The 12,185-nt window shown below is 39.8% G+C and carries 13 protein-coding genes; 10 read left to right on the plus strand and 3 right to left on the minus strand.

Features of this window, described 5'->3' with window-relative positions; genetic code table 11:
- Positions 1–23: 23 nt before the first annotated feature.
- On the minus strand, positions 24–725 hold the full coding sequence (locus I6J03_RS13445) for a YjjG family noncanonical pyrimidine nucleotidase (RefSeq protein WP_003011833.1): 702 nt from the start codon (positions 723–725) through the stop codon (positions 24–26).
- 221 nt (positions 726–946) lie between these two features.
- Between I6J03_RS13445 and I6J03_RS13450 the strand changes: the two genes are divergently transcribed.
- The 6 genes from I6J03_RS13450 (at position 947) to I6J03_RS13475 (ending at position 5,560) form a co-directional block, all read left to right on the plus strand.
- A complete protein-coding gene (locus I6J03_RS13450) occupies positions 947–1,822 on the plus strand; it encodes a sensor histidine kinase (protein WP_003011835.1) in 876 nt (291 codons plus the stop codon).
- Positions 1,812–2,516, plus strand: coding sequence for a response regulator transcription factor (locus I6J03_RS13455; protein ID WP_002992899.1), 705 nt, complete (start codon positions 1,812–1,814; stop codon positions 2,514–2,516). The genes I6J03_RS13450 and I6J03_RS13455 overlap by 11 nt, the downstream gene beginning before the upstream one ends.
- Positions 2,517–2,522: 6 nt before the next feature.
- Positions 2,523–3,038, plus strand: a complete 516-nt coding sequence (locus tag I6J03_RS13460) for a hypothetical protein (RefSeq protein ID WP_003011837.1) — start codon at positions 2,523–2,525, stop codon at positions 3,036–3,038.
- Positions 3,038–4,075: a uroporphyrinogen decarboxylase gene (gene hemE / locus I6J03_RS13465; RefSeq protein WP_201693729.1), complete on the plus strand. Its 1,038-nt coding sequence runs from the start codon at positions 3,038–3,040 to the stop codon at positions 4,073–4,075. The genes I6J03_RS13460 and hemE overlap by 1 nt, the downstream gene beginning before the upstream one ends.
- Positions 4,076–4,218: 143 nt before the next feature.
- Entirely contained in the window at positions 4,219–4,752 is a 534-nt protein-coding gene (locus tag I6J03_RS13470) for a CopD family protein (RefSeq protein WP_003011840.1), read from the plus strand.
- 58 nt (positions 4,753–4,810) lie between these two features.
- Positions 4,811–5,560 (plus strand): DUF4476 domain-containing protein, encoded by a 750-nt coding sequence (locus I6J03_RS13475; RefSeq protein WP_003011843.1) that lies wholly within the window; start codon positions 4,811–4,813, stop codon positions 5,558–5,560.
- 26 nt (positions 5,561–5,586) lie between these two features.
- Here I6J03_RS13475 and I6J03_RS13480 read toward each other — a convergent pair whose 3' ends face one another.
- Entirely contained in the window at positions 5,587–7,017 is a 1,431-nt protein-coding gene (locus I6J03_RS13480) for an NAD-dependent succinate-semialdehyde dehydrogenase (protein WP_003011845.1), read from the minus strand.
- A 93-nt stretch (positions 7,018–7,110) separates the two neighbouring features.
- Positions 7,111–7,503, minus strand: a complete 393-nt coding sequence (locus I6J03_RS13485) for a thiol-disulfide oxidoreductase DCC family protein (protein WP_003011847.1) — start codon at positions 7,501–7,503, stop codon at positions 7,111–7,113.
- Positions 7,504–7,688: 185 nt separating this feature from the next.
- Here I6J03_RS13485 and I6J03_RS13490 point away from each other — a divergent pair, with 185 nt between their 5' ends.
- The 4 genes from I6J03_RS13490 to I6J03_RS13505 all read left to right on the plus strand — a co-directional run bounded on the left by I6J03_RS13490 (position 7,689) and on the right by I6J03_RS13505 (position 12,184).
- Entirely contained in the window at positions 7,689–8,366 is a 678-nt protein-coding gene (locus I6J03_RS13490) for a response regulator transcription factor (RefSeq protein WP_002992907.1), read from the plus strand.
- A gap of 1 nt (position 8,367) precedes the next feature.
- Positions 8,368–9,717: a sensor histidine kinase gene (locus tag I6J03_RS13495; protein ID WP_003011849.1), complete on the plus strand. Its 1,350-nt coding sequence runs from the start codon at positions 8,368–8,370 to the stop codon at positions 9,715–9,717.
- A 90-nt stretch (positions 9,718–9,807) separates the two neighbouring features.
- Positions 9,808–11,076, plus strand: coding sequence for a TolC family protein (locus I6J03_RS13500; RefSeq protein WP_003011851.1), 1,269 nt, complete (start codon positions 9,808–9,810; stop codon positions 11,074–11,076).
- Position 11,077: 1 nt separating this feature from the next.
- Positions 11,078–12,184 (plus strand): efflux RND transporter periplasmic adaptor subunit, encoded by a 1,107-nt coding sequence (locus I6J03_RS13505; protein ID WP_232279848.1) that lies wholly within the window; start codon positions 11,078–11,080, stop codon positions 12,182–12,184.
- Position 12,185: the final 1 nt, after the last annotated feature.

Raw genomic sequence — 12,185 nt, forward strand, 5'->3', positions numbered from 1 at the left:
TAGACAGGTTTTTTGCAGATAGACTAAAACATATGTTTCAATTCACTGAGATCAGTAATCGAATATGATACATCCTTTGGTAATTTCATATGATTGGGATTGAAATAAATGGCATCCATTCCCACGTTCTGAGCGCCTCTGACATCCGCATCCAGATTGTCTCCGATCATTACAGCATGTGCGGCAGATGTACCTGAAGTTTGCATCGCATGGTGAAAAATAAGTGGATCCGGTTTGTTCACACCCACCAGTTCAGAAATAAAAATATGCTGAAAATATTGCTTCAGATCGCTTTTCCCCAGTTTTACTTCACAGGCTTCTTTAAATCCGTTTGATATCAGATGAAGATTATAACGCTCTTTCAGATAGGCTAAGGTTTCATGTGCATTTGGGAATAAATTCGTTTTCTGCGGACAGATAAAAAGATATTCTTCTTCAAAATCCTTTGGAAACAAAGATGGATCTACGCCCAGATCCGTAAATGTACTTTCAAACCGTGCTTTTCTCAGGGTAGGTTTATCGATTTTTCCATGATGATACAGATTCCATAAACGATGATTGTTCGAGGTGTACGTAGAGATGAACAGATCCGCACTGCTATGATTGAACAGTTTATCAAAGTCATATTTAAAAAACAGTTCGTCTAAGGTTTCTTCAGCATTCTTATCAAAATCCCAGATCGTGTGATCGAGGTCAAAAAATATATCTTTTTTATGATGGAACATATGTAAAGTCAAAATTAGAAATTAAAAACCAAAATGTATATCTATTACAGGGAACGAAGGTCCGTATTATTTTATGCTCTGAAAGAGAGTGTAATAAACTCCCGTAAACACAGGCTGTAGCAAAGGTGATAAATGTTTTTCCTATTATTGTCATAATGCAGTAGATACTTTATAATACCTGATCTATTACCTATTTTTGTCCTTCATTGTTCAGTTTCTGTATGAGAAAGACACTTTTTCTGTTTTATTTTTTAGTGTTTTATGCCATCTCCCAGCTAATCTGGTGGGGTATTATGTTAGTGAAATACGAACCTCAGCGCAAGTCTATGATTATCGGTGAGGGCATGTTTTTTCTGCTGATATTTCTATGGGGGGTATTACGGTTGAAGAACAATTTCAAAAGAGAACATAAAATACATCAGCAACAACAAAATTTTTTGTTGGCGATTACGCATGAGTTAAAATCTCCGCTGGCATCTGTGAAACTGTATATTCAGACTATTCTGAAAAGAGATCTGGATAAGGAGCAGCAGCAGATGTTTTTACAAAATTCGCTAAAGGATATTGAGCGTCTTGATGATCTTGTAGAGAATGTATTACTGACAACTAAACTTGAGAACCGCAGTTATAATCTGCCAAAAGAGGAGTTTAATCTGACAGAGATGGTCGAATCTATCGTAGACCGTTTGCAGAAGAATTCCTGCAGATCGCAGATTATCAAACCTGATCTTGATGCAGATGTGCGTTTGGTGGCCGATAAATTTGCGATTACAAATGTCGTGACCAATCTGATTGAAAATGCGATCAAATATTCTCCGCCATGTGCGAGTGTATCTGTACGATTGAAAAGAGAGTCAGGCAAAATGATATTTTCGGTAACAGATCATGGTATCGGTATTCCGGATGAAGAAAAAAAGAATATATTTAATAAATTTTATCGTGTAGGGAATGAATCTACACGAAAAACCAAAGGCACGGGTTTGGGGTTATATATAGTGAAAACGGTTTTGCAAAAACACAATGCCAGTATTAAAGTAAAAGATAACACTCCTTCAGGGAGTATTTTTGAAGTAACATTTGACAACTATGCAGGCTAAACAACGCATACTTTTAGTAGAAGATGAAGAACATCTGCTGGAAGCAATCAAATTAAACCTCGAGCTAGAGGGATATCGTGTAACTACCGCTACAGACGGTAAAAAAGCACTAAAAGTTTTTAAAGAAGAGAGGTTCAACCTGATTATTCTGGATGTCATGATCCCTGAGATCGATGGCTTTCAGGTGGCTGAAACTATTCGTCTGCAAAACAGTGAAGTTCCTATTATGTTCCTGACGGCCAAAAACAGCAGTGAAGACCGTATCACAGGACTTAAAAAGGGAGCGGATGATTATCTTGTCAAACCTTTCAATCTGGAAGAACTTATCCTGCGTGTAGGAAATCTGGTTCGCAGAGGAATGAAGGGGGATGACCTGAAAGAACTGAATTCGTATACAATCGGCGATAAAACCATTTATTTTAATTCCTATGAGCTGCACCATGCAGATGGTACAATTACCTCATTGACGAAGAAAGAAACTATGCTGTTGAAATTACTGATAGAGCGTAGAAATGAGGCTGTATCGCGTGAACAGATTCTGGAAACGGTATGGAATTATGATGTGTATCCATCGACACGTACTATCGACAATTTTATTCTGACATTCCGTAAATATTTTGAGCCGGATCAGAAACACCCTATTTATTTTCATTCCATCCGAGGTGTTGGATATAAATTTACAGACAATCCATAATATCCAATGACAAAAAAGACTAGATATATAGTCATTGCCATTGCTGTATGCTTTCTTCTCTATGCCATCTATGCCAGGCACTATTACGCATGTGTCTATATCGTAGGTGGTATAGGCTATTTAGTGTGGAGCCAGTATAGAGAAGGATCTGTATTTATAGCAACGCAGGCTTTTCATAAACAGGATTATGAAAAAACCAAAACTTTGCTTTCAGAAGTGACGAATCCTGATGCCTTGCGAAAAGGGAGACGTAACTTTTATGAATTCATGATGGGAAATATTGCCCTCAAGGAAGATCGTATCGACGAAGCAGAATATCATTTTCAGCTTGCATCACGCTTGCCCTGGAAACGGGAACATGAAAAGGGAATGGTGCTGATCAATCTTGCCAATATCAACCTCAGAAAGCAAGCATATGACAGAGTGAAAGCTTATCTGGATGTGGCAAATAAATTGAAGTTGACAGAACGTCAGAAATCAATTGTTGAAAAAATAGAAAACGAATTATCAAAACATTTATAGTGAATAAAACTTTACAAAACGATTTATTTATCAGAGCTGCTTTTGGACATCAAACCGAGCGTCCGCCAGTCTGGATGATGCGTCAGGCAGGACGTTACATGCCTGAGTATTGGGAAATCAAGAATAAATATACTTTTCTTGAGATGTGCAAAACTCCCGAAATAGCTGCAGATGTAACTATGTTGCCGGTAGACCTGCTGGATATTGATGCTGCTATTTTATTTTCGGATATTCTGGTGACTCCGGAAGCGATGGGTGGAGATTTATCTTTTGAGCAGGGGGTAGGACCTCGTTTTTCCAATCCGGTCAGAAGTTGGGAAGATGCAGAAAAACTGAATGCCCAAAGTGTAGACAGATTGCAGTATGTAGCAGATGCGATCAAAGTAATCCAGGAGCGGTTGAATGGAAGTATTCCGTTGATAGGTTTTGCCGGGGCTCCTTTTACGATCCTGAGTTATCTGGTAGAAGGTAAATCGTCAAGAGATTTTAAGCTCACTAAAACACTGTTGAATAATGATCCTAAACTGGCTCATTATATCTTACAAAAGATCACCGATCTTACTGTTGATTATCTTAATATGCAGATCGCTGCGGGTGTGAATGCCGTTCAGTTGTTTGATAGCTGGGCTATGGCATTGACCTGGAATGATTATATAGAATTTGGTCATGCTTATACACAGCAGATTATTTCCCGTATCAACAGAGAAGGTATTCCTGTTATCTCATTCGCACGCGGTAGTTCCGTTTTCTATCCTATTATGAGTGAAGCAAAACCGGATGTTATATCATTAGACTGGAATGCGGATATTCTGAATGTAAAAAATAATCTGCCAAAAGGAATTGCAGTTCAGGGAAATTTTGATCCGATTATTCTGTATGCAGATAAACCTGTAATCAGGAAAAAAATACATGAACTGTTCGAACGTATGAGAGGACAGGATGGCTTTTTGTTCAATCTGGGACATGGTATTATGCCGGATATGTCTTTTGATCATGTCAAATACGCTGTGGATGTAATTAAAGAATTCAGATACTAATACCACATAATTGCAGTATCTGTAAGATGCTGTCTGGATAAGTTTGGTTGGATTTGTGGAACTGCATTTGTTTCGCAAGCGGCATAAAGGCATCTGTTCAGACAGCTTCTTTATATCTTTGTTGAAAATAGAATATTTATTACATGGTTTATTTATACGCTAAAGCGATTCATATTATTTTTGTCGTATGCTGGATGGCCGGATTGTTTTATATCGTCCGGTTGTTTATCTATCATATAGAAGCCAAGCGTAAATCTGCCGAGGAATATACGATACTGCACAAGCAGTTTGTTATTATGGAATCGAAGTTGTGGTGGATCATCACGACACCAGCCATGTACCTGACTATCGCCGCTGGTGCGCTCATGCTCTATCTCAGTCCGTCGTGGCTGCAAATGGGCTGGATGCATGTCAAACTGCTGTTTGTAGCAGGGCTCGTCGTTTACCATTTTATATGTCAGAGGATTATGCGTCAGTTAGCTGCCGAAACCTGTACATGGTCTTCCACCAATCTGCGTTTATGGAATGAACTGGCTACTCTTTTTCTTTTTGCCATTGTGTTTACGATTGTACTCAAGTCTGCTATCAACTGGATCTTTGGAGTAGTGGGACTGGTCGGATTGTCTGTTGTACTGATGATGGCTGTCAAACTGTATAAGAAGTATAGAAAATCTTAAAGCCTCTTAATCCTTTCCCTTACATAGTAGTCATAGAATTAAATTAATACCCTATTATATGATTATTCGTAAACTCTTTTTTAGCCTTATTGCATTTCTTTGCCTGACAAGTGCTTTCGCTCAGACCCCTAATTCTACGAATGGTGTATTCAGCGTTTTTTCGGAGCGGGAGCCTTTTATTTTATATCTTAATAATGTTCGTTACAACGATCAGTATAGCACTGCAGTACGTATTGAACGATTAGAAAAGAGATCCTACGATGTACGTCTGGAATTCAAAAACAGAAGACTGGCGAGTATCGTCTCCTACAATTTCAGACCTACAGATGAAGACGGTTATTTTATGGATAAAATGTACCTCGTGCGTTATTCCAGAGTCGGAAGACCGGAGTTAAGGTTGTTTGCGATGTTTCCTGTAGAATTCAGAATGCCGGATCAGCGTAGTTTTGATACCTATGATTTTGGTTATCCTAATGATCCTGTTTTTGTTGATCCCGGAGAAGGAGAATATAGCCAAAGAGTCATGACAGCCGACGAGTTAAAGGATGCAATACGTGTTGTCAATCGGCAGGGCTTTGATAGTGACAAAGCCAAGGTAGCCTCTATGATCGCACAGAAAAACAGTATGACCGTAAAGCAGATCGGTCAGGTACTGGATTTATTTTCGTTTGATGATGGTAAACTGACATTTGCCCGGGCAGCTTATGCTACTTGTTATGACCGTAGAAATTATCATACATTACTGGACAAACTTGTCTTTTCAGATAGCAAAGAAAAGCTAATGTCGTTTATCAATTCTTCCAAATAAGCTGAGTATTTATGTTTTGACGTGCATTACACGCCAAAACATAAATATTTGATTTCCATATACTCATCCAATCCGTATCTGGAACCTTCGCGACCTACCCCGGATTCTTTGACTCCGCCAAAAGGAGCTGCTGCATTGGATATCAATCCTACATTAATACCCACCATACCTGCCTCCAATCTTTCTGCGACACGTAAACAGCGATTCAACTGCTGACTGTAAAAATAAGAAGCCAGTCCGAATTCTGTATCGTTAGCCAATGTGATAACTTCTTCTTCTGTCGTAAATCTGAAAAGAGCACATACCGGTCCAAATGTTTCTTCATGTGCGATCAGTGCATCTGTCGGGACATGAGTCAGTACTGTAGGTTCAAAGAATAATCCGTCTATATGCTTTCCTCCGGCAGCAATTTTAGCTCCCCGTTTTGTTGCATCAGCTACATGTAGCTCTACCTTTTCAAGTCCTTTTGCATTGATTAGCGGACCGACCTGAACCCCTTTGTCCAAACCGTTTCCTACTTTTAGTCCCTTTACAGCTTGCGTGAGTTTTTTTGAAAAAGTATCATACACACTATCCTGAATATAAAACCTGTTAACAGACACACAGGTCTGACCTGAATTTCTGAATTTTGCTGCGATCGCTCCCTGTACAGCAGCGTCTATATCTGCATCATCAAACACTATGAAAGGTGCGTTACCACCTAATTCCATAGAAAGTTTTTTGATATTCGAAGCGGATTGTTCCATTAGCGTTTTTCCGACTTCGGTAGAGCCCGTGAAAGATAATTTCCGGATACTTTTATGAGTTGCCAGTTCTTTACCGATACCTGCACTATCCTTACCGGTGATGACATTGATAACGCCTTTAGGCAGTCCCGCTTCTTCCGCCAGCTTTGCAATAGCGATTGCTGTAAAAGGAGTTTGAGATGCCGGTTTTAATATGACCGTGCAACCTGCAGCCAGTGCGGGCGCTACTTTACGGGTCACCATTGCTAAAGGGAAATTCCATGGAGTAATAGCAGCCACAACTCCTATTCCCTGTTTGATGGTCATCAGGTGCATTCCTTTTTTTGAAGAGGGGATGGTTTCTCCGTAAGCGCGTTTGGCTTCTTCAGCAAACCACTCGACGAATGAGTTGCCATAATCTACTTCCGTAAGAGACTCCTGTAAAGGTTTTCCGCTCTCCAGTGTCATAATCTCAGCAAGAGCTTTTTTATTTTCGAGGATCAGCTCATACCACTTCCGGATCAGGGCAGAACGTTCTCCCGCAGGTACATCACGCCAGGATAACCAGGCTTTTTCTGCTGCAACGATTGCTTTCGTACATTCTTTGACCGAAAGATCAGGCAGCGTGTCGATAATCTTTCCGGTTGCAGGATTAATGACATCAAATGTTTTTGTACCGGAAACGAATTTACCGTTGATATATGCTTTGTTAATCAATAATGAGTTTTTCATCTGTATATAATTTGTATTAAGGGCGATGCTACAACTGATTTTAGGCAGATGTATGCATCAGGATTTTATATCTGTTTGAATAAAACAACGCTATCAGATAAAATGCTGACGTTCCTCAGCAGTCGGAATCCTGCACTGTTCTCTTTTGCCGAACCATTTGTATCTGTTGCGTGCTATAAAGTCATAACAACGATCGCGTAAAGAAGTTGGCAGTGGCTTGAAAATAAAGCAAAGAGACCAGGGAAATCCCAGATCCTTAGCGATATAAAGCACAGCATTACTTTTATTCCAAATTTTGTTTTGTCTGATGTAGAGGATGGAGTCCAGCTGATGTCCGGTTTGTTGCTGCACTTGCTGACCAAGAGGGGATTGCAGCGATGAAAAATAAAATTTATGCTGCTTGTCGTGCTTCATAATAAAATTCACCGTGCCATTGCAGACATTACAGATGCCATCGAATAAAACGATATTTTTAGTATGTAGCATCAAAATTACTGTTTTATTAACCCTATAAAAGTACGTATAATCACATCTAATAAGGCCATTTTGAAGTCAAAAAGAGAACATGTAATCCTTATTTCTAATCTTATAATTGCAAAACATAAACTCTTCTTCTCTCCGAAATACATCTTTTTTGGCTAGATTTGAAGTATTGGACTATTAGACAGATTATGCAGATATTACTTGTAGAAGATGATGCCCGGATCAGTGATTTTATTGTCAAAGGACTGGAAGAGAACGGATTTAATGTACAACTGTGTGTATCTGCTGAAGAGGCACGTGAAGTCGTTTTCGAACATAGCTTTGATGTTATTATTATGGATGTAATGCTGCCCGGTATTGATGGTATCCAGCTTACGAAAATGATCCGTTATAAAAAGAATCTGACGCCTATACTGATGTTGAGTGCATTGAATGAAGCCGAAGACAAGATTGCTGCTCTGGATAGTGGAGCCGATGATTTTCTGGTGAAACCCTTTCATTTCAAAGAACTTATTTCCCGTATCAATGCATTGACACGAAGAACGAAATACCAAAAACAGGAAGTATTGAGTAACAGTCTTGTCATCCAGAATTTAAAGATCGATCGGGATAAATATGCGGTATATCAGGATGGTGAGAAAATTGAGCTTTCTCCAAAAGAGTTCAAATTATTATTATACCTGGCAGAGAATACTGATAAAGTAGTTTCACGCACAATGGTCTTAAATGCGGTATGGGGAATCAATTTTGATAATAATACCAATGTGGTAGATGTATATATATCATATCTGCGCAACAAAATAGATGAAAGTAAACATCAATTCATTCTGACTGTAAAAGGTACAGGATATATGTTTCAGGGATAATATGAATTTAAGAAACAGATTAGCATTTATTACTTCACTGATATTCGGTGTGATCTTCTCTGTGGCTGCAATTCTTATTTACTGGACATTTTATAAATCATCTGAACGTTCCGTCTTCAAGGAACTGGAGAAAACCTGTCTTATCACGGGTATCTATTATCTGGAAAAAGATGAACAGTCAGGAGAAAAGCATAATGAGTTTAAAATTCAGTTTGAAAACCTGATCCATCGCTCCCGTGTAGCCATTTATGACGCTACAGGTAAAGTCCGGTTCGGAGACCTTATGCATGATCAAAACATATCAGCAGACAGGCTGAATCAATTGAAAAAAAGCAAAAAGATTTCTTTCCAATCCACTAATCATTTCTACTATGGCATGTATTATCCGGACAATCAGGGTGATTTTTATGTCTTTGTGAAAGAACAGAATTCGGAGTTTGAAAATCAGATCAACAGACTCCTGGCTATTTTGGTAGTGGTACTGCTGGCAGCCTGGACAAGTATAGTCGTACTGGCTAAGGTGCTGAGTAAGATTGCTTACAGGCCGATAAAAAGGGTGGTGGAAGAAGTGCGTAATAAAGAGATAGCTACTATTCATCAGCCGATTTCTTCTATAGATTCGGGAGATGAGCTTCAGGAATTGGTAGACACCTACAATGCGTTGTTGAGTAGAGTTTCCGAGACCTTTGCAATCCAGAAAAATTTTGTCAGTTATGTTTCGCACGAATTCAGAACACCACTGACCGCTATATCCGGAACACTGGAAGTTTTTTCCCAGAAGGAACGAAGTCCGGAGGAATATCAGCGGGCTACCCGTATTGCACTTGAAAATGTAGATGCTTTGGAAGATATTCTCAATAATATGCTGATCCTGACGGAAGCACGAAATTCGACAGATTTTTTTCAGCAATTTCGTCTGGATGAAGTGGTTTGGGACATTGTGAGTCAGTGTCAGGAGGAATATCTGGCACAGATAGATGTAGATCTGCAAGTAAGAAATCCCGATGTACTGAATGTGAAAGGCAATGAAGTGCTGATCCAGTTGTCTATTCTGAATATTGTAGAAAATGCCATTAAATATTCCGGTAATAAACCGGTATTGATCCGGCTTGAGCAGGTGAATGAGCGATTAAACCTTTCTGTTATCGATCAGGGGATAGGTATCTCTGCTCATGATCTGCCTTTGATTATACAGACATTTTACAGAGGGAAGAATATCGGAGCGACCAAAGGCAGCGGTATCGGACTTTCACTGGCTTCTGTGATTTTCAAGCAACACAAAGTTGATTTTCATATCGAATCAAATTCGCAGGGAACAACTGTGCAGCTCCTGTTTCCGAGTATACTCTAATCAAATTCTAACCCGTTCTAACCAAATTCTAATCTTCCTCAAATCCGGGTGTAATCTGCCACGATTAGTTTTGTTGCAAAATTAAATCGTGTGAAATATTTAGCAGCTATAAGCGTATTCATTACTGTTTCTTTTCAGAGTTTTGCGCAGCAGGACAGCGTTGTGGTTCGTTCCAAAGAGCAGATCGAACAACAGTTCCTTTCTTCCAATCTGGAACTGCTGGCAGGCAAGTATAAGATTGAACAGTCAAAAGCAGCCATCCTGCAGGCCAAACTGTGGCCCAATCCTACATTTTCAATTTCGGAAGTCAATCTCTGGAAAAATAATCCTGTGGAGACAATGTCTCCATTGATAGGGAGCTGGGGAAGAAATCAACAGGTAGCCTTAGAACTGGAACAACTTATCGAAACGGCGGGGAAACGTAAGAAGAGAGTAAGACTGGAGCAACTGAACCTTAAGAATCAGGAACTGGAATTTGAGGAAACATTGCGTAATCTGAAGTTCGACCTGCGGGAGTCGGTCATTGAATTACAGAAGTTGCAGGGTCAGGAATCACTGTATCAATCCCAGTTTGAACTGTTCCGTAATCTGTCTGAGGCTTTTGAGAAACAATGGAAACAGGGGAATGTAAGTGAAATGGAATATGTACGTATCCATTCGGAAATGCTGTCCTTTGAAAATGAACTGGCGGAAATCAGAGCCAGTAAGATTGACCTGATCAAAAAGATAAAGACCTATTCCAATGTAAAAGGACCGGAGTCTATCTTGCTGGCCAATGCCTTGCAGATCAATACGTACATTATTCCGGATTTATTGAGATGGAAAGAGACTGCATTGGAGAACAGAGCGGATTTCAGGATGGCGAGCAATCAGCTGGACATCAGCAGACAACAATTGTTAATAGAAAAAGCAGAGCGAAAGCCTAATGTGCAATTGAGTCTGGGATACGATCGCGGAGGAAATGTGATGCCGGACTTCATCGGTCTTGGTGCGAGCATTGAACTCCCTGTTTTTAACCGTAATCAGGGGAATATCCGTATTGCTCAACTGGAAATCGAAAAAAGTACTACAGAGCTTACCCAAAATAAACTGATGATCGTAAATGAAATCGATGCAACGGTACAACGGTTAGTTCAGTTGCAGCGGATTCTGGAAAAGCTGAGCGGTGCTTTTGACAAGCAACTGGATCTTTCCCTTGAGAAATATACCCGGAATTTTCAGAATCGTAATATTTCCGTAATGGAATTTGTGGATTTCGTGTCCTCTTATCTTGAAAATAAGAAAAACCTTATCGACCGTAAAGAACAATATTTAAAAACTATCGAAGAACTGCAATATGTTATCGGAAAAGATATTTAAGATGAAAAAGATATATTATACTCCCGTATTAATGGCGCTGCTGCTGTCTTTTGTTTCCTGTGGACAAGGGACTGATCAAACAAAAGAAGGCGAAGAAGACAAACAGGATAAATTTTGTCTGAATGAAGAATTCAAAAAGAAAATAGCACTCGAACCTTTAGCTTACCGGCCTGTAAAAGAACAAATCTCGCTGACGGGAAGTATCAGCTATAATGAGGATGATGTGGTCAAATTTAAGAGTATGCTGGAAGGTGTAGTCGAGAATGTACAGTTCAATCTGGGACAATTTGTTAAGAGAGGGCAGGTGCTGGCTACTGTACGCAGTACGTCGGTGAACGATATGTCTAATGAAAGGCAAAGTCTGACAAATCAGATTGCACTGGCCAGACAGAAAGTCTCCTCTACGCAGAGTATGTTTCAGGATGGTCTGGCTTCTGCCCGTCAGGTAGAAGAAGTACGTATGGAACTGGCCACTCTGCAGTCGGCTCTGCAGAGCCTCGATGCCAATATGAATCTGTATAATGCGACCTCTCACAGAGGTGTTTTTGAGATCAAGGCTCCTAAAGATGGCTATATTGTAGAAAAAAACCTTAATCCGGGAGCTAATATTAATAACGAGGATCAGCTCTTTGCGCTCAGCAATCTCAGACAGATATGGGTAATGGTCAATATCTACGCAAATAACCTGCAGTATGTCAAAAACGGAGCTACAGTTGCTGTCAAGACATTGGCCTATCCGGATGAAATTTTCACAGGTAAGATTCAGCAGATCTCTAATGTGTTTGATCAGGATGAACGTGTCCTGAAAGCCAGAGTACTCCTGGATAATGCAGATTTGAGACTGAAGCCCGGCATGAGTGCGGATGTGATTATAGATAAATCATCTTTGGTAGGAGAGTCCCTGATCGCTATTCCCAATCATGCGATCATCTTTAACAATAATCAGAAATATGCTGTCGTGTATAATGGTGATTGTGATCTGTTGGTCATGCCGATTAAGGCCGTTGCCGAAAATAATGAATATACCTATGTACGCGAAGGGTACAAAGAAGGTGACCAGGTAATCACTAAGAACGAATTGATAGTATTTGAAGAGTTGATGAAATAAG

The sequence above is a fragment of the Sphingobacterium spiritivorum genome, from assembly GCF_016724845.1.
Taxonomy (GTDB): domain Bacteria; phylum Bacteroidota; class Bacteroidia; order Sphingobacteriales; family Sphingobacteriaceae; genus Sphingobacterium; species Sphingobacterium spiritivorum_A.

Excerpts from the sequence above, each read along its gene's own strand:
- I6J03_RS13445 (WP_003011833.1), bottom strand. The coding sequence starts at position 725 with ATGTTCCATCATAAAAAAGATATATTTTTTGACCTCGATCACACGATC.
- I6J03_RS13450 (WP_003011835.1), top strand. The coding sequence starts at position 947 with ATGAGAAAGACACTTTTTCTGTTTTATTTTTTAGTGTTTTATGCCATC.
- I6J03_RS13455 (WP_002992899.1), top strand. The coding sequence starts at position 1,812 with ATGCAGGCTAAACAACGCATACTTTTAGTAGAAGATGAAGAACATCTG.
- I6J03_RS13460 (WP_003011837.1), top strand. The coding sequence starts at position 2,523 with ATGACAAAAAAGACTAGATATATAGTCATTGCCATTGCTGTATGCTTT.
- I6J03_RS13470 (WP_003011840.1), top strand. The coding sequence starts at position 4,219 with ATGGTTTATTTATACGCTAAAGCGATTCATATTATTTTTGTCGTATGC.
- I6J03_RS13475 (WP_003011843.1), top strand. The coding sequence starts at position 4,811 with ATGATTATTCGTAAACTCTTTTTTAGCCTTATTGCATTTCTTTGCCTG.
- I6J03_RS13480 (WP_003011845.1), bottom strand. The coding sequence starts at position 7,017 with ATGAAAAACTCATTATTGATTAACAAAGCATATATCAACGGTAAATTC.
- I6J03_RS13485 (WP_003011847.1), bottom strand. The coding sequence starts at position 7,503 with ATGCTACATACTAAAAATATCGTTTTATTCGATGGCATCTGTAATGTC.
- I6J03_RS13490 (WP_002992907.1), top strand. The coding sequence starts at position 7,689 with ATGCAGATATTACTTGTAGAAGATGATGCCCGGATCAGTGATTTTATT.
- I6J03_RS13495 (WP_003011849.1), top strand. The coding sequence starts at position 8,368 with ATGAATTTAAGAAACAGATTAGCATTTATTACTTCACTGATATTCGGT.
- I6J03_RS13505 (WP_232279848.1), top strand. The coding sequence starts at position 11,078 with ATGAAAAAGATATATTATACTCCCGTATTAATGGCGCTGCTGCTGTCT.